Source organism: Methanohalophilus sp. RSK (assembly GCF_003722075.1).
Lineage (GTDB): Archaea > Halobacteriota > Methanosarcinia > Methanosarcinales > Methanosarcinaceae > Methanohalophilus.
Genome location: NZ_RDSK01000013.1, coordinates 179839 through 206832, shown reverse-complemented (window position 1 = coordinate 206832; position 26994 = coordinate 179839). Strand labels below are relative to the sequence as shown.

Annotated in this window: 28 protein-coding genes, 4 tRNA genes and 1 pseudogene; 18 read left to right on the top strand and 15 right to left on the bottom strand. The window is 41.0% G+C overall.

All coding sequences use genetic code 11. The features are described 5' to 3' along the window. From EFE42_RS07110 to acnA, 4 genes are all read left to right on the top strand, one after another. A partial coding sequence (locus EFE42_RS07110; protein WP_148039263.1) for an RNA-guided endonuclease TnpB family protein occupies positions 1–581 on the top strand: 581 nt, incomplete at its 5' end. Positions 582–707: 126 nt separating this feature from the next. After that, positions 708–1346: a CDGSH iron-sulfur domain-containing protein gene (locus EFE42_RS07105; protein ID WP_123136583.1), complete on the top strand. Its 639-nt coding sequence runs from the start codon at positions 708–710 to the stop codon at positions 1344–1346. A 125-nt stretch (positions 1347–1471) separates the two neighbouring features. Further along, positions 1472–1702: a citrate/2-methylcitrate synthase gene (locus EFE42_RS07100; RefSeq protein ID WP_123136582.1), complete on the top strand. Its 231-nt coding sequence runs from the start codon at positions 1472–1474 to the stop codon at positions 1700–1702. 26 nt (positions 1703–1728) lie between these two features. After that, positions 1729–4506 carry an aconitate hydratase AcnA gene (acnA, locus tag EFE42_RS07095; RefSeq protein WP_123136581.1) on the top strand — a complete coding sequence of 926 codons (2778 nt, stop codon included), beginning with the start codon at positions 1729–1731 and terminating at the stop codon, positions 4504–4506. Between the two features lie 183 nt (positions 4507–4689). Here the strand turns inward: acnA and EFE42_RS07090 are convergent, their stop codons facing one another. After that, positions 4690–5121, bottom strand: a complete 432-nt coding sequence (locus EFE42_RS07090; protein ID WP_072359183.1) for a peptidylprolyl isomerase — start codon at positions 5119–5121, stop codon at positions 4690–4692. A gap of 195 nt (positions 5122–5316) precedes the next feature. Between EFE42_RS07090 and EFE42_RS07085 the strand changes: the two genes are divergently transcribed. Then, positions 5317–6513, top strand: a complete 1197-nt coding sequence (locus EFE42_RS07085) for an NADP-dependent malic enzyme (RefSeq protein ID WP_233564769.1) — start codon at positions 5317–5319, stop codon at positions 6511–6513. Positions 6514–6598: 85 nt separating this feature from the next. Here EFE42_RS07085 and EFE42_RS07080 read toward each other — a convergent pair whose 3' ends face one another. The 3 genes from EFE42_RS07080 to EFE42_RS07070 form a co-directional block, all read right to left on the bottom strand. Then, entirely contained in the window at positions 6599–7102 is a 504-nt protein-coding gene (locus EFE42_RS07080) for a type 1 glutamine amidotransferase domain-containing protein (RefSeq protein WP_123136579.1), read from the bottom strand. 43 nt (positions 7103–7145) lie between these two features. Beyond that, positions 7146–7511: a carboxymuconolactone decarboxylase family protein gene (locus EFE42_RS07075; protein ID WP_013036943.1), complete on the bottom strand. Its 366-nt coding sequence runs from the start codon at positions 7509–7511 to the stop codon at positions 7146–7148. A gap of 432 nt (positions 7512–7943) precedes the next feature. Further along, positions 7944–8696 (bottom strand): helix-turn-helix domain-containing protein, encoded by a 753-nt coding sequence (locus tag EFE42_RS07070; protein ID WP_123136578.1) that lies wholly within the window; start codon positions 8694–8696, stop codon positions 7944–7946. A gap of 190 nt (positions 8697–8886) precedes the next feature. On the opposite strand from EFE42_RS07070, the gene EFE42_RS07065 reads away from it, so the two are divergent. The 3 genes from EFE42_RS07065 (at position 8887) to EFE42_RS07055 (ending at position 10651) form a co-directional block, all read left to right on the top strand. Beyond that, the gene (locus EFE42_RS07065; protein WP_123136577.1) at positions 8887–9126 is read left to right on the top strand and encodes an MTH865 family protein; all 240 of its coding nucleotides are present in this window, start codon (positions 8887–8889) and stop codon (positions 9124–9126) included. A gap of 68 nt (positions 9127–9194) precedes the next feature. Further along, positions 9195–9851, top strand: coding sequence for a flavodoxin family protein (locus EFE42_RS07060; protein ID WP_123136576.1), 657 nt, complete (start codon positions 9195–9197; stop codon positions 9849–9851). 104 nt (positions 9852–9955) lie between these two features. Then, a complete protein-coding gene (locus EFE42_RS07055; RefSeq protein WP_123136575.1) occupies positions 9956–10651 on the top strand; it encodes a 4Fe-4S binding protein in 696 nt (231 codons plus the stop codon). Positions 10652–10776: 125 nt separating this feature from the next. Here the strand turns inward: EFE42_RS07055 and EFE42_RS07050 are convergent, their stop codons facing one another. Then, positions 10777–11274: a flavodoxin family protein gene (locus tag EFE42_RS07050; protein ID WP_123136574.1), complete on the bottom strand. Its 498-nt coding sequence runs from the start codon at positions 11272–11274 to the stop codon at positions 10777–10779. Between the two features lie 619 nt (positions 11275–11893). Here EFE42_RS07050 and EFE42_RS07045 point away from each other — a divergent pair. Beyond that, positions 11894–12826 carry a nuclease-related domain-containing protein gene (locus EFE42_RS07045; protein ID WP_158599203.1) on the top strand — a complete coding sequence of 311 codons (933 nt, stop codon included), beginning with the start codon at positions 11894–11896 and terminating at the stop codon, positions 12824–12826. An 88-nt stretch (positions 12827–12914) separates the two neighbouring features. Here EFE42_RS07045 and EFE42_RS07040 read toward each other — a convergent pair. Continuing rightward, positions 12915–12999: transfer RNA gene (locus EFE42_RS07040), tRNA-Leu, on the bottom strand. Positions 13000–13070: 71 nt separating this feature from the next. Between EFE42_RS07040 and EFE42_RS11000 the strand changes: the two are divergent. Further along, positions 13071–13190: pseudogene (locus EFE42_RS11000) on the top strand (CRISPR-associated protein Cas1); the annotation flags it as partial. A gap of 17 nt (positions 13191–13207) precedes the next feature. Here EFE42_RS11000 and EFE42_RS07030 read toward each other — a convergent pair. Continuing rightward, positions 13208–13732, bottom strand: a complete 525-nt coding sequence (locus EFE42_RS07030; protein WP_123136572.1) for a hypothetical protein — start codon at positions 13730–13732, stop codon at positions 13208–13210. 92 nt (positions 13733–13824) lie between these two features. After that, positions 13825–14328 carry a formaldehyde-activating enzyme gene (gene fae / locus EFE42_RS07025; protein WP_123136571.1) on the bottom strand — a complete coding sequence of 168 codons (504 nt, stop codon included), beginning with the start codon at positions 14326–14328 and terminating at the stop codon, positions 13825–13827. A 184-nt stretch (positions 14329–14512) separates the two neighbouring features. On the opposite strand from fae, the gene EFE42_RS07020 reads away from it, so the two are divergent. Then, complete coding sequence (locus EFE42_RS07020; protein ID WP_123136570.1) at positions 14513–14890, top strand: helix-turn-helix domain-containing protein; 378 nt, start codon at positions 14513–14515, stop codon at positions 14888–14890. A 222-nt stretch (positions 14891–15112) separates the two neighbouring features. Here EFE42_RS07020 and EFE42_RS07015 read toward each other — a convergent pair. Both EFE42_RS07015 and EFE42_RS10515 read right to left on the bottom strand, forming a co-directional pair. Next, positions 15113–15197 (bottom strand) — tRNA-Leu (locus EFE42_RS07015). 253 nt (positions 15198–15450) lie between these two features. Next, on the bottom strand, positions 15451–15597 hold the full coding sequence (locus EFE42_RS10515) for a hypothetical protein (protein ID WP_158599202.1): 147 nt from the start codon (positions 15595–15597) through the stop codon (positions 15451–15453). A gap of 114 nt (positions 15598–15711) precedes the next feature. Between EFE42_RS10515 and EFE42_RS07005 the strand changes: the two genes are divergently transcribed. Next, the gene (locus EFE42_RS07005) at positions 15712–17391 is read left to right on the top strand and encodes an ATP-binding protein (protein WP_123136568.1); all 1680 of its coding nucleotides are present in this window, start codon (positions 15712–15714) and stop codon (positions 17389–17391) included. A 1017-nt stretch (positions 17392–18408) separates the two neighbouring features. Here the strand turns inward: EFE42_RS07005 and EFE42_RS06995 are convergent. From EFE42_RS06995 to EFE42_RS06975, 5 genes are all read right to left on the bottom strand, one after another. Beyond that, a tRNA-Gly gene (locus EFE42_RS06995) sits at positions 18409–18480 on the bottom strand. An 86-nt stretch (positions 18481–18566) separates the two neighbouring features. Next, complete coding sequence (gene uvrB / locus EFE42_RS06990) at positions 18567–20543, bottom strand: excinuclease ABC subunit UvrB (protein WP_123136566.1); 1977 nt, start codon at positions 20541–20543, stop codon at positions 18567–18569. Between the two features lie 34 nt (positions 20544–20577). Then, positions 20578–20889, bottom strand: coding sequence for a DUF131 domain-containing protein (locus tag EFE42_RS06985; RefSeq protein WP_123136565.1), 312 nt, complete (start codon positions 20887–20889; stop codon positions 20578–20580). Beyond that, positions 20886–21134: a DUF131 domain-containing protein gene (locus tag EFE42_RS06980; RefSeq protein ID WP_123136564.1), complete on the bottom strand. Its 249-nt coding sequence runs from the start codon at positions 21132–21134 to the stop codon at positions 20886–20888. The genes EFE42_RS06985 and EFE42_RS06980 overlap by 4 nt, the downstream gene beginning before the upstream one ends. Before the next feature lie 30 nt (positions 21135–21164). Then, positions 21165–21905: a hypothetical protein gene (locus EFE42_RS06975; protein ID WP_123136563.1), complete on the bottom strand. Its 741-nt coding sequence runs from the start codon at positions 21903–21905 to the stop codon at positions 21165–21167. A gap of 503 nt (positions 21906–22408) precedes the next feature. On the opposite strand from EFE42_RS06975, the gene EFE42_RS06970 reads away from it, so the two are divergent. The 6 genes from EFE42_RS06970 (at position 22409) to EFE42_RS06955 (ending at position 26936) form a co-directional block, all read left to right on the top strand. After that, complete coding sequence (locus EFE42_RS06970; RefSeq protein ID WP_123136562.1) at positions 22409–23635, top strand: proteasome-activating nucleotidase; 1227 nt, start codon at positions 22409–22411, stop codon at positions 23633–23635. Positions 23636–23706: 71 nt separating this feature from the next. Further along, positions 23707–23781: transfer RNA gene (locus EFE42_RS06965), tRNA-Glu, on the top strand. A gap of 308 nt (positions 23782–24089) precedes the next feature. After that, entirely contained in the window at positions 24090–25298 is a 1209-nt protein-coding gene (locus EFE42_RS10785; RefSeq protein WP_233564762.1) for a FeoB small GTPase domain-containing protein, read from the top strand. Further along, entirely contained in the window at positions 25268–26122 is an 855-nt protein-coding gene (locus tag EFE42_RS10780) for a nucleoside recognition domain-containing protein (RefSeq protein WP_233564761.1), read from the top strand. The genes EFE42_RS10785 and EFE42_RS10780 overlap by 31 nt, the downstream gene beginning before the upstream one ends. Then, positions 26119–26283 carry a hypothetical protein gene (locus tag EFE42_RS10635; protein ID WP_199724101.1) on the top strand — a complete coding sequence of 55 codons (165 nt, stop codon included), beginning with the start codon at positions 26119–26121 and terminating at the stop codon, positions 26281–26283. Before EFE42_RS10780 ends, EFE42_RS10635 begins: the two co-directional genes overlap by 4 nt. Continuing rightward, the gene (locus tag EFE42_RS06955; protein ID WP_123136561.1) at positions 26280–26936 is read left to right on the top strand and encodes a metal-dependent transcriptional regulator; all 657 of its coding nucleotides are present in this window, start codon (positions 26280–26282) and stop codon (positions 26934–26936) included. The genes EFE42_RS10635 and EFE42_RS06955 overlap by 4 nt, the downstream gene beginning before the upstream one ends. Positions 26937–26994 lie beyond the last annotated feature (58 nt).

Sequence of the window (26994 nt, the reverse complement as noted above, 5' to 3'; positions counted from 1 at the left end):
TTCCAGAAAGAACGATGGAAAATGTTGTAGGGATTGATATGGGATTATCCAGTTTCGCAACTCTATCTGACAGAACAGCAATACCCAACCCTAGTTTTTTCCGTCTGGAAGAAAAGGAACTCGCAAAGGCCCAAAGGAAATTATCCAAAGCCGCAAAGGGTTCTCCTGAACGCAAAAAGGCTATTCGAGTAGTGCAAAGGATTCATGAAAGAATCGCAAATAAGCGTCATAATTTCATTCATCAATTAAGCAGACAATTAATAAATGAATATTCTTTCATTGCTTTTGAAGATTTAAACATCAAGAAAATGCTTCAAAATCATTGTCTCGCAAAAAGCATATCAGATGCCGCATGGAATATGTTAATCTCTGCAACGAAGTACAAGGCTGAAAGTGCTGGTTCTTTAGTTGTGTTGGTTAATCCTGCAAATACTTCTAAGATGTGTTCAAGATGTGGTATATTAGTTGAAAAAACATTAGATGATAGAACTCATAAATGTAATAGATGTGGCCTGGTTTTGGACAGAGACCACAATGCCGCTATCAACATACTGAGATTGGGACTACAATCTCTTGGATAAAACCCATAGAAGCCCACGTACTTTAGTCGTGGGAGTAGTCACAGGAAAGTACTGAATAAAACAGAGAATTATTTCGCAATAATTACTTAAGCTATTCAGACAAAAGTCTATGCAAGGGGAATTTCAATGGATAAAGAAGACAAAACCATTATAAAAGTATCAAAAGACGGACCATACATTGTAAGCAATCTCAACACCCTGCGTAATTCAAAAGGAGTATTTATTGAAACAAAGCCCACTATTGCAATGTGCAGATGTGGGGGTTCCGGAAACAAGCCTTTTTGCGATGGCACGCACATGAAGAACGGTTTTTCAGGGGAAAAGAAAGAAGACCGCGTTCCTGACAAAATGGATACTTACAAAGGAAAAGCAATCACAATCCATGACAACCGTGGGGTATGTTCCCACAGGGGCCACTGTACAGATAATTTGCCTTCGGTTTTCAGAATGGGCGTTGAACCCTGGATCGACCCTGACGGCGCAGATCCGGAAGAGATTGCGAGGGTTATCAGGATGTGCCCATCCGGAGCATTGAGCTACACAATGGATGGACAGCTGCACAAAGATTACCCTCATAATGCAGAAGTATTCGTAGCGAAGAACAATGCCTATAATGTGGTGGGAAATATTGAACTTGAGGATCCGGATGGATCAAACCCCGAAACCCAGGATCATTATTGCCTGTGCAGATGCGGAAACTCCAAGAACAAACCATTCTGCGATGGCAGCCACTGGTATGTTGAATTCGAGGATGAGAAAAACTGAAACTCCTCTACATCTGGTGAAAAAGCACAATAGGAAATCGGTTGGCCTTGCAGGAAAACACCGATTATAATTTCTTGTTTTTTTGGAAAACTATCATGATCGATGTGACCTAATAGAGGTTCGAGATTGCCGAGAAGATAGAAGGGGTCGCATATGAAGAATATGTGCAAAAGAGGGGTAAACCTATATATCCGAATGTAGATTTTTATTCCGGTGTCGTCTACAAATATCTTGACATCCCTCCCAAACTTGCAACGGCAGTTTTTGCCACCGGCAGGATATCGGGCTGGATTGCACATTGTCTCGAACAATATTCAGATAACAGGTTGATAAGACCACGTGCAAAATTCGTTTAACGGATTTATATTTAAGGGTGCCAATAATGGATAATAATTCAGTTTCTTTTAAAGCAAGAGATACTCTTGATACCAGGGGTAAGAAGAGTATCATATACCGTCTGGATACACTTGAGGAAAATGGCCTTTGCAAAATTTCTTCTCTTCCCTATTCCATCCGGGTATTACTGGAAAATCTGGTAAGGAATACAGATGGCAAGGTTGTAACCGAAGAGGATGTAAAAAACCTTGCAGGCTGGAAACCCGACAATGTACCAAAATCGGATATCCCATATATCCCTTCAAGGGTAATCCTGCAGGATTTTACAGGCGTACCTGCGGTTGTGGATATTGCCGCAATCAGGTCTGCAATGAAAAGACTTGGTGGAAATCCGGAGAAAATAAACCCTGTAATTCCTGCAGACCTTATAATAGACCACTCAGTACAGGTCGATTGTTACGGCACTTCCTATGCAAGAAACTGTAATGAGAAACATGAGTTCCAGAGAAACGGGGAGCGTTATGAACTGTTGCACTGGGCACAGAATGCCTTTGACAATATCAACGTAGTACCTCCGGGAAGCGGTATAATCCACCAGGTAAACCTTGAACACCTGGCAAATGTGGTACATCTGCGGGAAGAAAACGACGAAACTGTCGCCTATCCCGATACTCTTGTAGGAACCGATTCCCATACAACAATGATCAATGGCCTGGGTGTCCTGGGATGGGGCGTTGGTGGTATTGAGGCTGAAGCAGTTATGCTTGGACAACCTTACTATATGCCAATTCCTGAAGTTGTGGGTTTTGAATTAAGAGGAGAACTGAAAGATGGAATCACAGCCACAGATCTTGTACTCACAATAACCCAGATGCTCAGGGAACACGGTGTTGTAGGTAAATTCGTGGAATTCTATGGTCCCGGTTACAGGAAACTGTCCCTGCCTGACAGGGCAATCCTTGCCAACATGGGTCCGGAATACGGTGCAACAATGGGATTTTGCCCCGTTGATGAAGTTACACTGGATTACCTGCGCATGACCGGACGCAGTGAAGAACATGTGAATATGGTTTTCCAATATTGCAAAGAGCAGGGCCTGCTTGCAGAAAGTGATGCACCGGTTCCGGAATATACCTCTACTCTTGGACTTGACATGGGCACGGTGCAGCCCTCCCTTGCGGGTCCGAAAAGACCACAGGACCGCATTGTCCTCAGTGATATGTCCGCTGCTTTCCACAGGACAATGAAAGATGTATTTTCCCTGAAGAAGGGAAGTGAAGACTTCGAGACTGATCCGGATTACAGCCGCTGGCTTGAAGAGGGCGGTTATAATGTTGTGGAAAAAACACATCCCGACCACAGCGGGATCATGAAGATCAAATGTGAAGGAGAAGAGGTCGACCTAAACCACGGTTCTGTTGCCATTGCTTCCATCACATCCTGTACCAATACCTCAAACCCTTCGGTACTTATCGGTGCCGGACTGGTTGCGAAAAGGGCAGTTGAAAGAGGACTTAAGGTCAAACCATTCGTGAAAACAAGCCTGGGACCTGGTTCAAAGGCTGTAATGGATTATCTGGAAGCAGCCGGCCTTGTACCTTATTTGGAAGCCCTGGGATTCCATCTCGTGGGCTACGGCTGTCTTACATGTATTGGGAACAGTGGACCCCTGCACGAAGCGGTAGTAAAGGAAATTGAAGACCGTGATCTGACTGTCGCATCGGTACTCAGCGGAAACAGGAATTTCGAAGGCAGGATCAGCCCCCATGTGAAAGCCAATTATCTGGCATCCCCTATGCTCGTGGTCGCCTTTGCCCTGGCAGGCACAGTAGATATTGACCTCACAAAAGAACCTATTGCATGTGACCCGAACGGTGAACCAGTCTACCTGAAGGACATCTGGCCTGCAAACGGTGAGATAGAGCAGTATTGTGGCGAATATGTACAACCCGAAATGTTTGAGAAAGAGTATGCCAATGTCTTCCAGGGAACTGAGCGCTGGCAGGAACTCGATGCGCCGGAAGGACTGCTTTACGACTGGAACAATGAATCAACCTATATCCAGGAGCCCCCTTTCTTTCAGGATTTCCCGCTTGATGTCGAAAATATGGAAGACATAAAAGATGCAAGAGCACTTGTTTTTGTGGATGACAGTATAACCACCGACCACATATCCCCGGCAGGCTCGATTCCTGCTGATTATCCTGCAGGCAGGTACCTGATGGAACACGGTGTGTCGGAAGAAGAATTCAATTCCTACGGCTCCAGAAGGGGTAATCACGAAGTAATGATGCGTGGAACCTTCGGTAACGTGCGCCTGAAAAACAAACTTGTACCTGGCAAGGAAGGTTCATGGACAGTTTACCTCCCTGACGGAGAGGAGATGCCAATCTATGATGCTGCCATGAAATACATGGAAAATAACATTCCCCTGGTAGTAATTGCAGGCAAGGAATACGGAACAGGCAGTTCCCGTGACTGGGCGGCCAAGGGTACACAACTGCTCGGTGTCAAAGCTGTGATCGCACAGTCCTACGAAAGGATTCACCGCAGTAATCTTGTAGGAATGGGAGTAATTCCCCTGCAATTCAGGGAAGGTGAAAGCAAAGAAGACCTGGGACTTAAAGGCGATGAAACCTACACAATCAGGGGCATCTCTGAAATGAAACCCGGCGGAAAACTCGAGGTTGTAGCCCGTAATCCAGATGGAAAAGAAGTCACATTCAATGTAACTGTAAACCTCAATTCCGATATAGAGGTAGACTACTGCAAAAACGGTGGAATTCTGCACAAGTTCCTGAGAGATAAGACAAAGGAGGAATAATTCCCCATCCTCCTTTTTTCATATTTTTCCAAAAAATTACACCTATATTTGATTCACATACTATTTTGCTACCTAAACGATACATTTCCAGAGCCTTCGCTGGGTAAAATATATCGATAAAAAAATTAATCCGTCAGCAGTAATTTCAGGAAAGAAATTAGGAAATTAGATGAAAAAGAGATATCAGGATGATATCTCTTTGACCTGTATATTGAAGTTCAATGCTTTACCGGCAAGGGGATGGTTCATATCGAGTATGACTTCCTCATCGCCAACCTCGGCAATCTTTGCTGGAAGTTCCTGGCCATCTGGTGTTTTCACCAGCAACATCATTCCAACTTCAACGTCAATGTCTGACTGAATGTTGTCTTTAGGTACTGGTTGGGAAAGACCATCATTGTATTCACCATAGGCTTCAGAAGGCTCAAGTCTGAACTCTTTTTCTTCACCTTCTTCCATATCTCTGACAGCATCGTCAAATCCCTGAATAACCTGACCTGCCCCTACAGTAAATTCAAGAGGCTCCTCATGATTTTCGGAACTGTCGAAAACTGTGCCATCATCCAGAGTGCCTGTATAATCGATCTTTATTGTGTCGCCATCTTTTATTGACAATATATCAACTCAGTGTTGTATAAAAACGAGTTCTCACTCATCTCATAGCCAACCGAGGTATTCTACCTTACTTAGGTGTTTTGGTGAAATTCCCAGTAGCGAGATTATAAGTAGATTACCTTCACAATTATAAATCAGGGAATTAACCAGTATAAAGGGGAATAAAAGTTGAAAAAATTGACAGTAAAATCGTGCATGGAAACCGACGACTCACTGGGAGAGGAGTCCCTCCAATTACACGAAAAACATCATGGTGTTCTTGAAGTAGCAAGCAAAGTCCGTCTGGACAATACCCGGGACTTAAGCATTGCCTATACCCCCGGTGTTGCCGAGCCCTGCAAACGGATCGCTGAAAACAATGATGATGTATATAAATATACACTGAAAGAGAACACCGTCGCGATCATAACAGACGGCTCAGCCATTCTGGGGCTGGGAAACATCGGTGCATCTGCAGGTTTACCTGTGATGGAAGGAAAAGCCATCATATTCAAGGAACTTGCAGGAATTAATGCATTCCCGATATGCCTTGATACCCAGGACACCGAAGAAATTATAAAAACTGTCAAAAACATCGCCCCGGTTTTCGGAGGGATCAATCTCGAAGACATAAGTGCACCCCGCTGCTTTGAGATTGAAGAGCGGCTCAAAAAGGAATTGCCAATACCCGTGACACATGACGACCAGCATGGAACCGCGATTGTTACAATAGCAGGTTTACTGAATTCACTCAAACTTACCGGCAAAAAAATCAACGAGATCAAAATAGTCATATCTGGCGCCGGTGCTGCCGGGATGGCCATTGCCAGAAAACTCCTTCATACAGGAGTGAGACCTGAAAACCTGCTTGTTTGTGACAGACATGGGATTATCAGCAGAAAACGTACAGGAGGGATGAATCCTGAAAAAGAGAAAATCGCTGAATTTTCAAATCCTGAAGAAATAAAGGGAAGTCTTGCTGACGCCGTAGCCGAATCGGACGTATTTATAGGCGTATCTGTTCCCGAAATCCTTACAGAAGATATGGTTGCTTCCATGAACAATGACGCCATTGTCTTTGCTATGGCAAATCCCATTCCTGAGATCATGCCCCTTAAAGCTTTTGAAGCAGGCGCTCGTATAGTGGCAACCGGAAGATCTGATTGTTCCAACCAGATCAACAATTGTTTGGGATTTCCGGGAATCTTTAAAGGTGCACTGGACACCAGAGCCACCCAGATCAATCTGGAGATGGAACTTGCAGCCGCCAATGCCCTAGCAGCAATTGTAGAAGAGGACGGCATTGAAGAAGATTACATAATACCCAATCCTCTTGACAGCAGAGTTGTCCCTGCTGTGGCAAAGGCTGTTGCAGATGCGGCTATAAAGAGTGGTGTCGCCCTTAAAAAATGATGGAATTAAAGGATATATGGATTCAATTATTTCAGAATAAAAAAAATAAAAAAAATAATTTCCGGGAAATGCCGGAAACCATACTTCATCCTTTAATCAAACCAAGCAACTCACGTCCAAAGGCGAAAAGATCACCCGGATGGCGTGAAGTGACCAGATTGCCATCAACTACCACTTCACTATCCCTGTAATCTGCACCTGCTACGATCAGGTCATCCCTGATACCGGGCCAACAGGTGGCCTTGCGACCATCCAGCACCCGGGCGGAGATCAGAAGCTGCGGGCCGTGACAGATAGCAGCCACAGGTTTTTCTTCATTCATGAAATGTTTCACTATATCCAGCGCATATTCATTAAGCCGCATTATCTCAGGTCCCTTGCCACCGGAAATTACCAGTGCATCGTATTCATCGGGATCGAGCTCATCAAAGGATAGGTCCGCTTCAACATGATAGCCGTGTTTACCTTCAATGGTACCACGGGAAACAGATGCCACCCTGGCATCGATACCTTCCTCTTTCAACCTGTGTAAAGGATAAAACAATTCGAGATCTTCAAAACCATCGGCTCCAAAAACCAAAACTTTCATTCAAATGTACCCCCATAAAAATTGAAAAACCGGAATGATCCGATTATTCCTTGAGAAGTTTCAACGCATCCCTGCAGGCAGCTACAGCGGGTGCACCCGAGGTTATGGATATGACTTCCATGGTTTCCATAATCTCTTCAGCCGTTGCCCCGTTTTTCAAGGCACTCTGCATCTGTACAACCGTGCATCGTTCACATTGCTTGGATGCCACCACTGCAAGTGCCATAAGAATCTTCATCTTTGCAGGCAGCGCACCATCAGATAGGAGCTTCTGATTGCAATGATTGTATTTTTTCAGGAAATGCGGATCGATCTCACCCAATGTTTTCAGGATTTGCGGAGTGAAACCCAGTTTGTTACTCATACTGTCCAGTAATTCTTCATGTTCAAGTTCTTCATGTTCTGACATGTTATACCCCCATTTGGTACATGCGTTTCTGGTTGCATGCTATATAAATACATTTGGTGAAGAATAATTCTCCACAGAAGCAGTTTACGCCATAATTAATATTATATTTTTGGTGACTTTATTTTGGTTAACAAAAACCTAAAAGTTAATTAGTCTGTTATATTGTAGTTGAAATTTTTAATTGCATAAAAAAATCCTCACACTACAGAAATTCTATTCCCATTTAGGTTATATGGGAAAATATCCTATTAGGGATTGCACCCGGGAACTTTTGCAGCAAGTTCCTGACCTGGATACAGCCGAAGGGGGTTCGGCTTAAAAAATGGGAGTGGGTGGTACGATTGAGAGCAGTGGATGGGGGTCCTGTGCTCTCAATTCTCCTGTGTTTTACAGTTAATTAATGCCTTGTCTTTATACAGTTATTACAGAAGTTTAATTCTCTTCAGAGACGAGAGAAAAATATATAGCGCTAATACCTTCCATTATCCTAAACCCTTTACCTGTAATCATGTAATCACCCCTCTCATGTTGCTGTATGATCATCCCACTATCTGAGAGTTTCTGGAGATGAAATAAAAGGTTTCCCCCTCGAAGATCTGTGAGTTTAGAAAAAGCAGAGAAACTCATTGACTGACCACAGACTGCTTTTAAAATTTCGAAACGCTTTGTGTGGCATAAGGGATCGAGCACGTCATCGATAGCTGATTGTGCTGGAATAAGCGAGATGTCCTGCTTCTTATCCTTATTTGTATCATATGTCCTCATAGACTCCATAAGGCTGACCTGTTTTTCAAAAAGATCGATTGCCTCGGAAAAGCAGATGTCACACTTATCATAAGGCATGCCTTTCCTTAAAGTCTTGATCTCAACACGTTTCTTATCAATAAGTTCACTATCAACAGAGGGCTGTTTGATAAGAGCTGCATTTTTCTGTAACATTTCTGTGAAAATTGATCGGCATTGATCAAGACGCTCACATTTCTTGACCATGTTTTTAGAAAGTCCAATTTCTGCATCGGCAACAAGGTGTTTTTCCATAGCATCAGAATAATCACTTCTTACAAATGCCAGAATGGATTCAAGATGTTGCCTGTTTGTATCTTCAGTAAATGATCTGACTTCTCTGTAGATATCATCAAGCTTTTCCCTTATATCCCCGAGTTCGGATTCGCAATTATTGTTCATAATATAGAATTTTCACACATTGCTTATAAGGGTTTCTAGTAAAACCTTAAAGGTCATAGGAGTTACTCCACTATACAAGAGTCATTGTAATGCCGATTAAGTATATATGAATAACTATCAATTATCTATTGTGGTTCAAATCTTCCAAAGAACATGGAACCACATAAAAAACCATAAAGGAGAAAACAAAATGAGCGTAAAAGAAGAAATCCATTCCCAGATCGTTGGAGCACTGGCAGATGCATCATTCCCTATAAATTCACCTGAAGATCTTCTTGCAGCAATGCCTGCTGGTGCAGACACTAAATGTAAAGCAGGAGATGTCGAGATTACCGCAGGAGAAGCAGGTGCACTTCTTACACCAGAAGACTTCCCAATTGAGAGTGCAAAGCAGATCGCTGACACCCTTGTTGAAAGGGCTGGGTTGTAATACCCACACCCTTTTGCACACAACACTCAAGGTATTTACAAGCTGATTGTCAATAGGAGTGAATAGTAATGAAAATTCTTGGTGTATCAGGTTCCCCTATCAAAGACAGTAATGCCGACCGTGCTCTAAAAGCAGCCCTTGAAGCAACAGGCATGGATTACGAATTTGTCAAACTTATTGATTATACCGTTGCTCCCTGTAAGGCGTGTCTGGGTTGTGTAAAAACGAATGTCTGTGTAATTAAAGACGACGGCATTGCTTTGGCAGAAAAAGCTAAAGAAGCAGATGCTCTAATTATTGCAGGTTTTACACCTTATTCCACCCTTGACTCACGTACAAAGGCATTCATTGAAAGGCTCTACCCACTTCGTCATAGATACGGATTTATGAAGGGAAAACCAGGCGGTGCTATAATCACATCTGCAATCCCGAAGGATTTTGAGATGATGCCACCCGCCTCTGATAACGGTATCAATGCGATTACATATTACATGATGGAAGAAGGAATGGAGGCTGTAGGCTCTGTTAGGATCCTTGGCAATAATCCATGTGTTCGATGCAGATTTGGAGACGAATGTGACATGAGCGGTATCAAGATGACGTTTGGTCCAGATGCAACAAAAGAGTCTGTAGGAATAAACAAATTTGAGGACCAACCTGAAGCTGTCAATGCCGCAAAAGAACTGGGCAAGAATATTGCAGAATACCTGAAGTCAAAAGAATAAAACAGGAATGCTTACAGTATATTTTTTAAACGCTGTGTACAATGTTTTACTGTGGTATTTTTGAAAAGTATCGCAAATAGTTCTTGTCAAAAGGAAGAGGAAAAATGACAGAGAATAATATTACAGAAACTTTGAGGAACCTGGCTTTTGAGTTAGGTGCTGATTTTATCAGTATCACTGATAAATCCTGTTTTGAAGATTCAGATTATACTGGCAACAAGCCTCAGGATGTGATGGAAAATTTACAATCAGTAATTATCCTGGGGGTTTCTGTACCACGAGGAGCATTTGAAACGTTACCAAAGGGCAGAGGTGAATATACAAATACACTTATGGCAGCTACAACTACATTGAGAGTCATTGCATTCAAGTTAGCTAAACTTATTGAAAAAGAAGGTTATATGGCAACGATTGCTCCAAGTGAAGGAAGTGAGTACGGTTACTGGTATGCCAATCGTGAGACACTTAAAGCAGATTTATCTTTCAAATATGCTGCTTATCGTGCAGGAGTGGGAAACTTTGGCATGAATCATCTTCTGATAACAAAGGACTTTGGGCCTAAAGTACGTATGGCTGCTATACTGACGGATGCACCATTGGATACGGAAGAAAAAACCGATTTGCCACTTATAAATGATGCATGTAGTGAATGCATGAAGTGTATCGAAGTATGTCCGGTTGATGCTCTTACATCAGAAGGGGTCATTCATAAAGAAAAATGCGCCGAGTATATGTTTAATGTTCTTGGCGGACTTCGATGCGGACTATGCATTAAAGTGTGCCCTTTGAACACTTTTTAATTTATTCAAGTAAGGACGTCTCTGAAAAGATAAAAGATTAAATGAACTCAAACTGAGTTGCGATTAATCTTTGTTAATAGCACCTGAAACCCCTACACGGATTGCAGGAAATCAGAAATATCCAGTCACTGGACCTTTGCCTGAATCTCTTTTGCGAATTCCCTTGCCTTCTGTACACGAGATTCATCAGGCTGTCCCTTAGTGGAAGGGCCCATCTCACCAAACTCTTTCATTTGTGGATCATCGGATTCCAGCAACATGTCGATTACAGGTTGTGCCAACTCACCCTGGCATTCAAACGTACCAATATAATTTCCACTGTCTGCAATATCCTTGCAGGAGCCGGTCCATGAATGAATGGCTTCGAATCCCTCGGGAACAGCATGGGTCATGAAAAATGCTATGTTCTTACCAGCTACATTCTCCTTTACAAATTTTGAAACATTTTCTGGAATATTGAATTGCAGGACCGGAAAGCCCACAAACACAAGATCATAACCTTCAAAGTTGCTTACATCTTCGATGTTTTTGATATCCTTCTCCCCGGTAATTTCCCCATAAATTGCTTCAGCTATTTTTTTTGTATTTCCTGTCTGTGTCATATATGTTACTAATGTCTTCATATAATCTCTCCTATCATTATTAAAAAATTACTTGCTGCTAGTTTATATAGATACGGGTTAGTGAAATGTATTTTTGTTGTTTTCGATACAGAATAATAACTCATGTATAGGTGTGAAATACGGATTTATGACAGTGATAAATTTATTGAGATTGAATGTTGATAATTTTGTGTATATTGGGAAAGAGGCCAATGATATTGATGAGTAGAGTAGGTATGTTTAAAGCCACAGGATTTCTTGAACAAGAAAGGGGCAATGCAGAAAATACTTAATTTATCTCAAAAACACATTGAAGGAGTGGATAGATAGAAAAACGATTCAGAGAATCAAGAAAAAGATAGTTGAGAAGGGAGATATTAAATTGAATACTGTTGCTGTTGAAAGAGTGGTTAAACATTTAAAGTAAAATAACATATAAATATAAGATTCGAATTGTAACTCATATTACTTCTGCAAGTATACTAGAGGATTTATTGTGGTAATCCAGTAGGGGCATTCGGGGGCTGTAAAAGATTTAATCTATTTAGCCAACGAAAAAGGTTTTCAAATATCGAATTTAGATGAAATTGATGCCATAGAAAAGGAGTTAAAGCATCAATATTATGGAAGAAAACTCGATGTGCGTAGGGAAATCAAAGATGAAATACAAAATATCGAAATAGAAATTGACATTGTAGAATGTGATATAAATTCACAAAAACCGCGCATAATAGACGAGATACAATCAGAATATGATGAGATAAAAAACAATGTAGAAGCATTGCAGTCAATTCAATTTAATTTGAAAGATATTTTTAACTACATATTAACCAAATTAAAAATACGTAAAAGCAAAAAACAACTAAAATATTTAGATACAAATTCTCAAAATGAAGTAGACAATCGCCTTGAACCTCTTCTTTCAAAATTGAGACAATTAAAAAGTAAAAGTGATTATCTCGAAAATAACACGGATGAAGAAACCGACTCTCGATTATCATCTCTAGTTTCTAAGGTTAATAAAATTGAAAGCCTTAGAAAATCCAATGAGTACTATGGTGCTTTGGGAGAATTGGCCGTTATTGAGGAATTAAACAAACTGTCTAATGACTACTACCTTTTCAATGATTTATATCTTGAATTGAATGACTACATAAGTTTTAATGGGTCAAAGTTGAGATCATCTCAAATAGATCATCTTGTGGTTGGTCCAACAGGCGTCTTTGTGATTGAAACGAAAAACTGGAGCCAACGTTATGTTCAAGAGGTGTTCGATGATGGATCTTACACACCATACGATCAACTTAATAGGGCTGGCTATCTTGTCTATCGCCACTTAAACAACCATAAATATGGAAATGCTTTGCAGAAGCTCTATTACAACCTTGCAAAAGATGAAATTAAGGTGAAATCAATACTTGCAATAACTGGTTCCAACATACCATTGCAAAAACATTCCTTCATTAAGTTGCTTCGTTATAATCGCATTCCAAACTACATTAAAAACACTGGCACAATTATACCAGAAGGTTTTATAATTGAAATTGCAGAAAAACTGTGCCCAAATTACTAAACTTATAGAATTTCTACTCTAAGTCAAAAATGAACTTTTTAGAAGAGTGGCGCTTTGCTGAGTTACATATATTTCTAAAAAAAACAGATGCGGGGAGTGGGATTCGAACCCACGAACTTCTACAAGACAGGGTCCTAAGCCCTGCGCCTTTGGCCTGAATGGGCAACCCCCGCATAGTGTTTTTGAATTATTGTTCAGTACAGCGCACAATCTCTTAAGAGTTGTAGAATTTATTTATCTGTTCTATACTGAATGGAAGAAGAGGGGATTTTCTAAAGGTACTTTACATTATATGAAGAAGAATGCTGAAGCTGAGAAGCCATTTACCCTCAATGCCCATGTTAGGGAAAGATTGGAAATGTAGGAAGGGGGCTAAATGAATTAAAACTCTCCCCCATCAGCTATTTTTTCATCAAATGCATTATCATTTATTTCCATAGGATTCTCGATGTCGTCAGAAGTCGTACAGAGACTGTGAATAAATTTAATTGTATAAATCAGATCAAAAAAACATAGACCTAGAAATACATGGATTATGATCAATTTTATTGTTATGTTGTAAGTATTGCCAAATGGAATCGATGCAAAAGGAATTAACATAAGCGAAAAAAAGATTATGAAAAATCCAACTAATATTGAAAATGAAAAAATGGTTTCAAGATAATTTTTTTGATGTGAATATTTGATATTATCTTTATTGAAAGTATAAACCACTATCAGAACACTAATGATTGCTACAAAGCTCTGCGCTACTGAACTAAAAAACCAATACCAAACATCATTGGTTATTAAGGATCCTTTAAGCAATTCGCTATAGGATATAAGGTAACCTGAAACTGCAAATATGACTACACAAAAAACCAATCTGGCATAAATCCCATAAGATATTTGGTTATTGATTTTCATGTTAGCTCCAAATTAAATAATTATAAATTTAAGTTATTGTTTTGAAATCAAAAAGATGAGCATCCTGCGATTTTGCTCGCAGGATATCTTTTTTAAGCAAATGGGTGCTCTGCAGAGTCCTTCTTTGCAAGTGCTTCATCAACGGTTGGTGTTCCGTCAATAGCGCGTTTGATTGCCATCTTTGTTGCTTCGTAGTTGAACTCGTAGATCTTATCCTTGTCTGTTGCATCCCACTCGAGGAATACTGAGACAATGACAAGAAGGTTTTCTGCTTCTTCTTTTGGAATAACGCCGTCAGCTACACTGTCCATTACAGCTTTTGCAATAGCTGCCTGTGCAGGGCCGAACATCAGGGAAGCCTGCGTTACATTCTTGATGGTAACCTTGTTCACCAGAAGTGTTGCTGGTTTTGGCATAACGTTTGGTTCAAGGACTGCAAGCAGTGGGGAATGACCCTGCTGTGGGTTTGCAAGTGCATTCATGAATGCATTCTCAACTGCACTTCCCTTTGTACCGATAACAAGATCGATGTGTGCAACTTCAGGTCCTTCTCCTACCAATGCTTCGCCAATAAGACTCTGTGTTATTTTTGCCATATTTTATCTCTCCTTTTGGCCTGCAGAAATACCCACATTGTATGCTCAAATTTAGATAATTTGGAACATTATTGTTTTATTTAATAGATAATGGAGGTTTTCTACAATGCCGTGTTGCACACCCTAATTACCAATAGTAATTTAAATACTTAATCTAACCAATTAGTAATCAGGTGAGATATACATGGGTCAATTGAAACGCAGTCCTATAGACAAAGCAATCAAACTAATAAGTAAAAAATGGACTCTTAACATTATCAGGGACATGTTTTGTGGAAGCACGCATTTCAATGATTTTTTAAAGAATAATCCAAAACTCAGTAGCAAGGTCCTATCAGAGAAATTGCGTCAGCTAGAACAAGATGAACTGGTAGAAAAAATAATTGTTTCCAAGACACCTTTAACGATAGAATATCACCTAACAAGTAAAGGTAGGAATTTAAACAAACTGCTTTATGAGATTTCAGGATTTGCTTATAAAGAATGTGTTGATGAGTCTGCTACTGAATGTACAGAACATAGCTATGAGCTGACCAAAGAAATATTGGGCATCGAGAATTGAAACGGTCCTGTAGAACATCAATTTAAATCAACATAGGGGATGAATTTAGGTTATATTCAATATCGTACAATACATCCTATATTATTATGTTTGCTTTTCCAACTAACTTGAATCTAAAATTCAGGCGACTAATTCTTTAGTAAAATTCGAGAATTAAACCTTCCTGACTTCAAAATTTTTTACCATTGTTATATTTTCTTTTTATACACCCCAAAAGAATAGTGCGAGAGGTGGGATTCGAACCCACGGACTCCTACGAGAATGGGTCCTAAGCCCATCGCCTTTGGCCTGGCTGGGCAACCCTCGCCCGATTGATGTTGATTAAATACATACCTTACATATTAAATTGACGGATTATTGAAAGCAAATTTGCAGAAAACAACATGCAGCCCTTTGAATATAATCCTAAGCCATGTGCCTTTGGCCTGGCTGGGCAATCCCCGCAAAAAGATTGAAAGGCATTTCACGTATTTCCAGAATTTCAACCTGTACTTATCGTCCGGCTGTGTGGAAAGTGGTCTTACATGGGCACACATAGATATTAATGTTGCGCAAAAATATCATTCAATCCTGATGGCAATCTCATGACGTTTCAGGAAATCCGGCGCCCAGGGCGGGTCATAGCTCAGCCGGAAGAAAGTGCCTTTGCGGATGTAATCATGGGAATCCAGGAATTGTTCCAGATAACTGCGTTTTTGGGCTTTCAATTTTGAACCAGTATATTTATATCATATACAAAATGAATATAAACATGGTTTAAATACCAATTAAGTTACCTGTTGCCTAGTATTTCTTGATTAGATTATAAGGGACACTTCTAAATGAATCGAAAAACAAATCATGAAAATGAAAAAGAGCGCAATGTCCTTTATGAAATAATGGATGAAGGCATTTGTTTTCATGAAATCGTTTATGATTATGAAGGTAATCCCATAGATTACAAAATAACTGATGCCAATCCTGCTTATGAAAATATTCTCGGTCTCAAAAGAGAAAAGGTAAAGGATGTTCTGGCATCTGAATTATATGGAAGTGATGAACCTCCATATCTTGATATCTATTCAAAAGTCGCTGAAACGGGGAAACCTGCCAAATTTGAAACGTATTTTGAACCAATGGATAAGCACTTTCAAATTTCCGTATACTCTTACCAAAAAGGTAAATTCATTACTGTTTTTAATGATATCACCGAACAAAAAAATACAGAAGCATCTCTTTCAGAAGCATTAACTCAACGTAATAAGAATTTGCAAAGAATAATTCATCTCACCGATACATTGCGTTGTATACGTGATGTGAATCAAGCAATTGTCAAAGAAAAAAACTCGTATGAATCATTACAGAAAATGTGTGACAGTTTAACCAGATACAATAATTATACTGCCGCCTGGATAGGTATTTTTGATGAAAACAATAAAATTAATATAATTACTGAAAGTGGTCACAGCAACAAAATTGATAATTTCCGTCAATATATCCAAAAGAATAATTTGCCACACTGTGCCCAGTGTGCTTTAGAGGCCAGTGATTATATAATAATAGAAAATCCCGAAAAAGAATGTAGTGGATGCCCATTGCAAAATGAATGTGGAAGGGAAGATGTCTTTGTATCAAAAATCGAATATGGCAATAAGGTATACGGCACAATTGCAATAGTAATACCTGAAGATTATGTAAGTGATGAAGAGATTATTGGTTTATCCAGGGAAGTTGTTGGTGACATTTCCTTTTCACTTTATAATCTGGAACTGGAAGCACTCCGACAAACTGCAGAAGAATCTTTACTTGAAGGGAAACTTGTGGCTGAAGAAGCCAATCGTACCAAGTCCGAGTTCCTTGCCAATATGAGTCATGAATTGCGTACTCCCCTTAATTCAATAATTGGTTTTTCTCAGGTTTTGAGTGGAGAACAATTTGGAGAACTAAATGAAAAGCAGCACAAGTATATTTCAAATGTAGAAAATAGTGGAGAACACTTACTGGAACTAATTAACGATATTCTTGATATTTCAAAAGTTGAATCTGGTAATATGGATTATGTGCCTGAATCTGTAAATATTGAAGAAATAATTGATGATACAATTACGCTTGTGAGCCCCATGGCAAAAAAGAAAGCAATTGATTTACATGTCAGTTTTAAGCATGAAAATCCAGATATACAGGTTGACAGGTCAAAATTCAGGGATATCATGTATAACCTGCTTAGCAACGCAATAAAATTCACACCTGAAAAAGGTGAAGTCCAGGTTACTACAAAAATTACTGATGGGAAACTCCATGTCTCTGTTTCAGATACAGGCATTGGAATTCCTGAAGGAGAGTTCAAAAGTATTTTTGATCCTTTCAAACAAGTAGATTCATCCGCTAACAGAAAATTTGGCGGTACTGGCCTTGGCCTATCTCTTGTAAAAAAGTATGTTGAGATGCACAATGGAAATATTTGGGTTGAAAGTGAAGTCGGAAAGGGCAGTACTTTCACGTTCACTGTCCCTCTTGTTTAATGGAAAAGTGTTTCTCTGGTAACGATTGCTATTTTAGCGTTTTGTAGAATACCAGGATACGAAAAATAATACTATAGAAGACATAAATAAAAGACAGATCAAACCCACGATTTGGTAATTTATATTCCGGTTCGATTTGTTATTTGTTGAATTTGATCTGTTATTTTGAATAATATAATCTTTTTCTTCCATACTATTCATGATAACATTGGTAATTGTGCTTTTATCAAATGAGTTTGAGATTTCATTACAGTTATATTTAAGTTCTTTTTGTGGACTTTCATCTTCAAAATCTTCATTATTATCAAAATTTATGAATAAATGAGAACTTACGATAATTACTGTAGCCACAATAATCACAAAAATAATAAAATTGGCTTTCATTCAATCACATTTTGCAGTCAATTCGGTAGCTGAGAATATGTTACAAAGAATATTTATATTTATATGTAACATATATAGACCCTATCAGTCTTCTTTATTCAAATTAAGAAAATTATCAAGTATTATGTATATACACTTTTAATTATTTGAACTGATTAGACTTAACAATTTATTGATTAATTTACTTTTATAATATTTTTAAAATAGGGTTATTATATAACTCCGCTCATATGGTAACTTATATATATTATAATTTACATAATTAATTACGATGGACAAGATGGAAAGCAGCTTTCATTTCGTACCACCACCATACCACCAAACTGCTTTTTTACGATGTTTTGCCCATCATATTGATCCCCGTATACAATTAGCATATATAACAATTTCAATATAGAATTGCTAAACAATTTTTCGCATAGACATCTACGCTGGCATTTTAACACATTCTCTCAGAAGACCCAACCCCAATTCTATACCAGATATTCCTCGAAACTGAAGAACCAAATATGGCACTTTGATTGTTATTTGACATCCAGGGTGCCGTATCATTCAAAGAGAATAGTAGTAATTCCCACGCACCATAAATGAAATCACCATCCTGAGATGAAAGCAGGATTGCAAAAAAGAGAATGCGTCGACCGGGATTCGAACCCGGGTTTAGGGCTTGGAAGGCCCCAGTCATAGCCACTAGACCATCAACGCTCACTGCAAACCTCTTGATAGTATTTTTCAGATATAACCCTTTCGGCCATGCCACAATACAAGGTATTGCCAGCAACAGAATACAATTACAGGGAATAGGTTTCCCTCATTTCCCTGATAGCATCCCTCAGGCGGGCTGCTTCCTCGAATTCCAGGTTGCGAGCAGCCTCATGCATCTCCGCCTCCATATCAATAAGCATGCTGTTGGCCTCCATTTTGGAAAGCCCCATGTCAACCCCGGCAGCCGGAGTGGATACATCCTCTGCCTCCACAATTTCACGCTGAATTTCCTTCATTATACTGGTCGGTGTAATGTTATGCTTGCGATTGAACTCCAGTTGCAGATTACGCCTCCTTTCCATCTCACCCATTGCACGGGACATTGAACCGGTAATCCTGTCCGCATACATAATAGCATAAGCATCCACATTCCGCGAAGCCCGGCCTATGGTCTGGATGAGAGAGCGTTCCGAACGCAGGAAACCTTCCTTGTCGGCATCAAGTATTGCCACAAGGGCGACCTCGGGAATGTCCAACCCTTCACGCAACAGGTTAATCCCCACAAGCACATCAAAGGTACCCTTACGCAACTCCCGCACGATCTCGGCCCGCTCCAGGGTATCGATGTCCGAATGCATATAGCGCACCCTGATACCCATCTCCAGCAGGTAGTCAGTCAGGTCCTCGGCCATTTTCTTTGTCAGGGTTGTCACAAGGGTCCTGTAACCTTTATCCGACACCTTCCGGACTTCTTCCATCAGGTCATCAATTTGATTTGCCACAGGCCTGACCTGTACCGGAGGATCAACCAGCCCGGTGGGACGAATGATCTGCTCCACCACCTGATCGCTCAGTCCCAGTTCATAATCCGCAGGTGTGGCGGAAATATAAACAGCCTGATTGATCCTCTCCTCGAATTCCCCGTAATTCAGAGGGCGGTTGTCATAGGCAGAAGGCAGACGGAACCCATATTCAATGAGAGATTTTTTGCGTGCCCGATCCCCGTTATGCATCCCTCCTATCTGCGGGATAGTCACATGGGATTCGTCGATGATGAGCAAATAATCATCCGGGAAGAAATCCAGCAATGAAGAAGGAGCCTCGCCTGGTTTGCGGCCGTCAAAATGACGGGAATAATTTTCAATACCGCTGCAATACCCAAGCTCTTCTATCATTTCGATATCAAACCTTGTGCGTTGCATTATACGCTGGGCTTCCAGTAATTGACCCTGTTTTTCAAATTCGGCAACTGTATCCTTCAATTCCTCATCGATTGATACAAGGGCACGATCAATCTGTGACTGGGGCATAACAAAATGCTTGGCAGGATATATTACAACCTGCATATCATCCTCCACTTCACGTACAACCTTGCCGGTCAGGGGTTCAAAATAGGAAATCCTGTCAATCTCATCCCCGAACATCTCTACCCGCACTGCTACATTATCCTGCGCCGGAAAAATCTCAACAGTGTCCCCACGGGCACGGAAAGTACCCTGGGTGAATTCCACATCATTCCTTTCATACTGGATATCTACAAGTTTACCGAATATCCAGCTCCTGTCAACCTCATCCCCCGGTTTCAGGAAAAGGGACATTTCCTGCCATTCCCTGGGCGAACCCAGGTTATAGATGCATGACACACTGGACACGACAATTACATCCCTGCGTTCCATAAGCGACTTGGTGGCAGACAACCTCAACCGATCTATCTCTTCATTGATGGAAGAATCCTTTTCAATATAGGTATCAGTTGTGGGAAGATAAGCCTCAGGCTGGTAATAATCGTAATAACTGACAAAATATTCCACCGCGTTGTCCGGGAAAAAGTCGCGGAATTCTGAAAACAACTGGGCTGCAAGGGTTTTGTTATGAGCAATTACAAGGGTAGGCCTCTGCACATTTTGAATGACATTTGCCATTGTGAAGGTCTTACCAGATCCGGTCACACCCAGCAGTGTCTGGTGCCTGAAACCACCGTTTATACCATTCGAAAGATTATCGATCGCCTGTGGCTGGTCACCACGGGGACTGTAGTTTGATACAAGTTCAAACTCCGGCATACTAACATCCTATCTGTTGTGAAAACGTATATAATTATACCAATATTACCACCAAAAGGTAAATCAGCACCAGAATGATGGCAAGCACCATCGCCTTTTTCGAGGTGTTGCTGTCTGAGCCAAAAATTATCGGCAAGGGGCCGACCATGATCACTCCTCCACTTCTGACATCGATACGTGAAGAATTGCCTTCATCACCTGTATGGACTCCATTCACACCACCACTTGTCTGTGATAAGGGCTGTTTTTTGTGAAAGGCGTGTTGTTCACGGATACCCCGTACTATCAGGAAAATACCAAGCCCAATAAGGGCCATCCCCCCGTAAACGAGTATATCCCCGATCAACGGTTAACCCTCCATAACAAAATGTAGATCACAAATATTAAAAGTCCTAATAAAAGCATTGAATAGGAAACACCTTCAGAAGAACCTATCACAATTGGAATAGGGCCTATCAATACAAGCCCGCCAAATTCGGATTGACCTCCGTTTTCATAAATCGATTTTGTAATAAAACCTAAAAACAATAGAAAAAACCCAATTGCAGTCAGCACGAAACCCTTTGTTATAGATTTTTCTGCTGAGTTCATGAGATAAAATAAGGATTCAGATATTAAATATCATGTCCTCTGAATGTAACCCGGAGAAAAGGACTGATGAACTGAAGATTGTTCTTCCATATCACCCACATAGAGATACTCCCGGTTGGTGCGATTGCCCCGCCTCTGGAGAAGATCTTTACGGTACATCCGGGAAAGGTATGTGGACACCGTGCTTAGTTTGATTGGCCCATACACCTGCTCATACTGATGCTGTATTTCCTGTGAAGTACCCCACATACGTGGAAACTCGTATTTCAGGAACAATTCAAGTCTTTCACTTATTGTCAACGAAGGATCTGATTTTGATTTATTCACCTGTTGAGAAGGAAAGGACCGGTTTACACTACCACTTTGCTGTCCTTGCTGGACTTGAGGTGGCTGGGACATCGATGGTGCCGGGGTGGTGGGTTGCATGGGAGGTAGTGGTTGTGGCATCATCGACGGGTAGTAAACCGGTGGGTAATACATTGGATTATAGTAATGTTGTGCAGGCATAGGCGGATAATTTGGAGGGACCATCTGTGGTGGAACCTGCTGTTGTGGTGGATATTGAGCACCGGAATGTGAAGGTGTGTTTACTTCACGACTGTTTTGTGATTGTGAAGAAAGGTTAAAAGATGAAGATTCTTCCGATGGAGGTTGCGACTCACCAAACATGTTGATAAACTGGATCGAGCGATTCTGCCAAGTATCTCCTTCAAATTGAACTCTGGCAACCTCGTTGTCATCATCATCGAATAACTCGAGTCGAATCTTCATCTTTTAGCCTCTGCATAAATCCATTCATCCCCTCAGATGTAATGGAGTGCAAAGCCATTCATCCCCTCAGATTTATGGTTTGCATTGTTTAGATCGAATTGTGAATCGTTATTACAGTTTCACACATCCATTATATGCAATATATGGTATGATAAGATCATATATAAGTCTTTTGTTATATATTTGTTTTAAACTGTTTTTTACTTGTGAAAAACAATAAAATAAAACTAAACAATTTAAAAATTCATATTTCATCTTATTCACAACAAGCAAAGAGAACAATGTGATATAAATATTACTAAAACTCGCCTTTTGCTCCAATGGAAATAAAGGGGTTTGTTTTTATCTGTATAGAAGTGTGAAACAGGCCATATAGGAGGACAATAGGTGCAAAAACACAGATAAGAGTCATAAAAACATAGGTGAAAATACATAAAACACGCCCAGATAATACCTGAAAACAGGAGTGGATTTATATTCGATGATATGCATAGGGACGCATTATGTCCGATGCAACTGCAAATACTCCTATTGAAAATACCAATAACACTGTTGATACTGCAGAGGAGATGGACTCTGAGATCGAATCACTCAAAAAGGAAAATGAGGAACTAAGAGTCCAGAGTGAATCTATGAGAGCAAAGCTTCTTGAAGCAAATATGCTGGCAAACAACTACCTCGAGGAAATGGAAAAACTCAAGGAACAACTCGAGCGTATTACATCACCCCCCCTTTTCATTGCAACTGTCATGGAAACAGAAGATGATATGGCACTTATCCGCCAGCATGGCAACAATCAGGAAGTCGTTACACAGATACCCGCAGAATTCAAGGATGAAATCGAACCAGGTGTGCGAGTATCCATCAATGCTGCATTTTCCATTGTATCAATAATGCGTAAAGCAACCGACATGCGCGCCCAGATAATGGAAGTCATCAATTCCCCTGATGTAGATTATGATATGATAGGCGGACTGGATGACGTCCTCAACGAGGTAATCGAATCCGTAGAGATGCCCCTTACCGAACCCGAACTATTCGATAAGATCGGTATCGAACCCCCATCCGGCGTCCTTATGTACGGTGACCCTGGAACAGGAAAAACACTGATTGCCAAAGCAGTGGCATCCCGTGCACATGCAAGTTTCATACGTATGTCCGGTTCGGACCTGGTCCAGAAATTCATCGGAGAAGGAGCAAGGCTTGTGAAAGATGTGTTCCAGATGGCCCGGGATAAATCCCCGTGCATACTGTTTATTGATGAAATTGATGCCGTGGGCGGAATGCGTACCCATGACGGCACCACAGGTTCTGCAGAAGTAAATCGTACAATGCTGCAATTGTTGTCCGAGATGGATGGATTCGAGCCAAGCGGCCAGGTCAAGATCATAGCGGCCACAAACCGTATTGACCTGCTTGACCCCGCACTTCTTCGCCCAGGAAGGTTTGACAGGGTTATTGAAATACCAATACCCGATGAAAAAGCGCGCGAGGATATCCTCAAAATACACACCCGACACATGAATATTGCAGATGATGTGGATATGACCAAACTTGCCAGGATGGCCGACGGCCTGAGTGGAGCAGACCTCAAGATCATTGTCAAGGAGGCAGGGATGTTTGTCCTGCGTCGCAGGGGCGAACAGATTACCATGAAGGATATGACAGAAGCCTTCAACAAGGTGACAACTGAAGAAGAACAGAACACAGCAAGCGGGATGTTTGCCTAACCCCGCTTCTTGTTTTTACAAAAGCTTAATATAACATAAATTGCTTTAGAATTGTGCCCTCATGCCAATGCGCTCCGATAGTGTAGCACGGCCAATCATACAGGACTCTCACTCCTGTGACTCGGGTTCGAATCCCGATCGGAGCATCTATTCACGCTTTTCTACAAAATTACTCCTTACTATTTGATTTTGTACTTTTTATAAATGCATCCGATTATTTCAAAACTTTTCCAAAGGGCATTTACAAGATTTTGAATGCCCGCCCGTTGTGAGATGGTACAGCATAGAGATATCACCAGTAGGAAAATATCGATTTTATCCCTGTACAAATATAAAATTCTGAAAAATAATTATCTGGTTTTTGTATAGTATTTACCTCCTCTCATGCACAAATATTATATATTAGGGCACCCTAAGAAACTCTAAATTAGGAAGCCCTAAAAGAGAGAACAATATGAAACTGCCATCGCTGAAAACAAGAGGCAAATGCTGCCAGACATCGGAAACTCCATCAAATGGACTTGAAAAGATAGTGCTTGTGGGCAACCCGAATGTTGGGAAAAGTGTCCTCTTCAACCATTTCTCGAACAGCTATACCATAGTTTCCAACTATCCCGGAACCACGGTAGAGATTAGCAAAGGAGATGGAAAGGTCGCAGGAAAAGAGTACGAGATAATAGATACTCCCGGAATGTACTCTATGTTGCCTATTACAGAAGAGGAAAGGGTGTCCCAGAAATACGTCTTTGATGAAGATGCCCATGTATACATCCATGTAGTGGATGCAAAAAACCTGAGGCGGATGCTGCCCCTTACAATCCAGTTAATTGAAGCAGACGTACCTCTTATACTTGTACTCAATATGATGGATGAGGCGGAAGAAAGAGGAGTGGAGATTGATACCCAAAGACTTGCAAAAAGGCTGGGAATTCCAGTCGTTAGCACAGTCTCAACCGCAGGCAGAGGGTTGAAAGAGCTGGAAGAAACCATCGCCAACTACAAACCCACTCTAAATTATTTCGTTCCAAATTACGGCGAAGAAATCGAATCTGCAATTGAGAAAACAGCTTCTGCCCTCAAGTCCGAATACTCCATATCAAAAAGAACCCTTGCACAACTTCTGCTCCAGAAGGATTTGGTAGCCTTTGAAAAAATCAAACAGAAGGAGGAAGAGCCGGCACGCATAAGCAAGATAGTTAGTGACATTGAGACTGAATACAGCGAGCCACTTAACCTGAAAATCGCAGTCAATAAGCAGGATAATGTCAACGAAATTGTTGATTCTGTAATGACACAGCAGGAAGATCGGAAAAAGCCAGCAGGTGAAAAACAGTCCAAAAAAGAGAACAGCCTGAGTAAGCAAATAGACAAACTTCTGATCCGGCCAATTACAGGCATACCAATACTCTTCCTGATACTATATTTCGGTCTTTACAAATTCGTAGGAGTATTTGCAGCAGGAACGGTGGTTGATTACCTAGAAGGAACACTTTTTGGCGAACAAATCAATCCATGGGTTATTGCTAATTTCAATGCTTTTGTACCCTATCCAGTCATCCAGGATCTGTTTGTAGGAGAATATGGGATACTGACCCAGGCAATCACCTATGCTATCGCACTGATAATGCCCCTGTGGGAGATTTCTTCATCGTATTCTCGATAATAGAAGACACAGGATACCTGCCCAGGCTTGCCATGCTCATTGACAGACTATTCAAGAAGATTGGCCTCAGCGGAAGAGCAGTAATCCCCATGGTACTGGGATTTGGCTGTGTTACCATGGCGACAATGGTCACCCGCACCCTAGAAACTAAACGTGAACGAATTATAGCAAGCATGCTCCTTGCACTTGCCATTCCCTGCTCCGCACAGCTTGGTGTAATCCTCGGTGTGCTGTCCTTCAGCTCAAAAGCATTGTTCATATGGGCCATTGTGGTATTTTTGGAATTGATACTCATAGGATTTCTGGCATCAAAAGTCATGTCCGGAGAAAAACCAAACTTCTTTGTAGAAATGCCACCCCTACGCCTGCCTAAAATATCCAATGTCGCTATAAAAACATACTCAAGGATGCAGTGGTATTTCCTTGAAGTATTGCCACTATTTGTAATAGCCAGTGTAGTGATATGGATTGGAAGGCTTATAGGCCTGTTCGATATTGCTGTGAGATTGCTGGCATACCCATCACAGTGGATCGGTTTGCCCGCGGAGGCAGGAGTCATGTTCCTGTTCGGATTCTTCAGAAGGGACTTTGGTGCGGCGGGTCTTTTCGATATGTATAATGCAGGAATGTTGACCGGAGTTAACATTGTGGTGGCTGCTATTACACTGACCCTGTTTATGCCCTGCATAGCCCAGTTCATGATGACAGTAAAGGAAAGGGGCCTAAAAACAGCCTTTGCAATGGCAGCCTTCATATTCCCAGGTGCATTTGTTGTTGGTTTTGTAGTAAATTATCTTCTCAATTATTTCGGAGTGGTACTATGAAATGCCCATTTTGTGGATTCGAATTCGATAAACCCGACAAATCCACATGTTCAGGATGCGGTAAACTGCATTCATGCAACATGCAGAAATGCCCAAACTGTGAATACGAGATACCTAAAGAAACAAAACTGGAAAAATTGCTAAGAGGTGTATTCAAGTGAAAATTAGTAACGATGCAGAAGAGATTGTTGAGAGAATGTGGGTATGTACAGAAGAAAAGGGAATGGAGTCAGTTCCACTGGATACACTCGGGATGGAAAAAGAATCAGCCGAAATACTCGAACTCATAGAGAAGAAAAACATCACCCTTCAGGGCAACAATGTAATTCTCAACCAGAAAGGAATTGAAAACGGCAGAAATGTAGTCAGAAGACACCGGCTTGCCGAACGTTTGCTTGTAGACGTGCTTGACACAAAGGGCAGGTACATCCACAATGCTGCCTGTGAATTCGAGCATGTACTCCATAGGGGCATAGATGACAAAATATGCACCCTCCTGGGCCATCCCAGAACATGCCCCCACGGAAGAAATATTCCTGAAGGAGAGTGTTGCAGAAAAGCCAAAGACAGAATAGAAAGGGTCGTTGCCCCCCTCTCAACCCTGAGCAATGGCCAACAGGGCAAGGTTGCATATTTTGACATCAAGGATGAAGAAAGACTACAAAAAATCATGTCAATGGGAGTATTGCCCAGCATGCCCATAGGACTTGTACAGTCATATCCATCCTATGTTTTCGACCTGGAACATACACGTTATGCGGTTGACAGGGAAATGGCAGACTGCATCTATGTAAAAATCGAGAGCGAGGTTTGAAAAGCCCGCTCTTGATATTACCTATGAGAATTTCCAAACCTGAATTTTGAAAAATACA

Bases quoted from the DNA above. Each gene is read 5' to 3' on its own strand.
- EFE42_RS07105 (WP_123136583.1), top strand. From the start codon at position 708: ATGGATAAAGAAGACAAAACCATTATAAAAGTATCAAAAGACGGACCA.
- acnA (WP_123136581.1), top strand. From the start codon at position 1,729: ATGGATAATAATTCAGTTTCTTTTAAAGCAAGAGATACTCTTGATACC.
- EFE42_RS07085 (WP_233564769.1), top strand. From the start codon at position 5,317: ATGGAAACCGACGACTCACTGGGAGAGGAGTCCCTCCAATTACACGAA.
- EFE42_RS07080 (WP_123136579.1), bottom strand. From the start codon at position 7,102: ATGAAAGTTTTGGTTTTTGGAGCCGATGGTTTTGAAGATCTCGAATTG.
- EFE42_RS07075 (WP_013036943.1), bottom strand. From the start codon at position 7,511: ATGTCAGAACATGAAGAACTTGAACATGAAGAATTACTGGACAGTATG.
- EFE42_RS07070 (WP_123136578.1), bottom strand. From the start codon at position 8,696: ATGAACAATAATTGCGAATCCGAACTCGGGGATATAAGGGAAAAGCTT.
- EFE42_RS07065 (WP_123136577.1), top strand. From the start codon at position 8,887: ATGAGCGTAAAAGAAGAAATCCATTCCCAGATCGTTGGAGCACTGGCA.
- EFE42_RS07060 (WP_123136576.1), top strand. From the start codon at position 9,195: ATGAAAATTCTTGGTGTATCAGGTTCCCCTATCAAAGACAGTAATGCC.
- EFE42_RS07055 (WP_123136575.1), top strand. From the start codon at position 9,956: ATGACAGAGAATAATATTACAGAAACTTTGAGGAACCTGGCTTTTGAG.
- EFE42_RS07050 (WP_123136574.1), bottom strand. From the start codon at position 11,274: ATGAAGACATTAGTAACATATATGACACAGACAGGAAATACAAAAAAA.
- EFE42_RS07030 (WP_123136572.1), bottom strand. From the start codon at position 13,732: ATGAAAATCAATAACCAAATATCTTATGGGATTTATGCCAGATTGGTT.
- fae (WP_123136571.1), bottom strand. From the start codon at position 14,328: ATGGCAAAAATAACACAGAGTCTTATTGGCGAAGCATTGGTAGGAGAA.
- EFE42_RS07020 (WP_123136570.1), top strand. From the start codon at position 14,513: ATGGGTCAATTGAAACGCAGTCCTATAGACAAAGCAATCAAACTAATA.
- EFE42_RS07005 (WP_123136568.1), top strand. From the start codon at position 15,712: ATGAATCGAAAAACAAATCATGAAAATGAAAAAGAGCGCAATGTCCTT.
- uvrB (WP_123136566.1), bottom strand. From the start codon at position 20,543: ATGCCGGAGTTTGAACTTGTATCAAACTACAGTCCCCGTGGTGACCAG.
- EFE42_RS06980 (WP_123136564.1), bottom strand. From the start codon at position 21,134: ATGAACTCAGCAGAAAAATCTATAACAAAGGGTTTCGTGCTGACTGCA.
- EFE42_RS06975 (WP_123136563.1), bottom strand. From the start codon at position 21,905: ATGAAGATTCGACTCGAGTTATTCGATGATGATGACAACGAGGTTGCC.
- EFE42_RS06970 (WP_123136562.1), top strand. From the start codon at position 22,409: ATGTCCGATGCAACTGCAAATACTCCTATTGAAAATACCAATAACACT.
- EFE42_RS10785 (WP_233564762.1), top strand. From the start codon at position 24,090: ATGAAACTGCCATCGCTGAAAACAAGAGGCAAATGCTGCCAGACATCG.
- EFE42_RS10635 (WP_199724101.1), top strand. From the start codon at position 26,119: ATGAAATGCCCATTTTGTGGATTCGAATTCGATAAACCCGACAAATCC.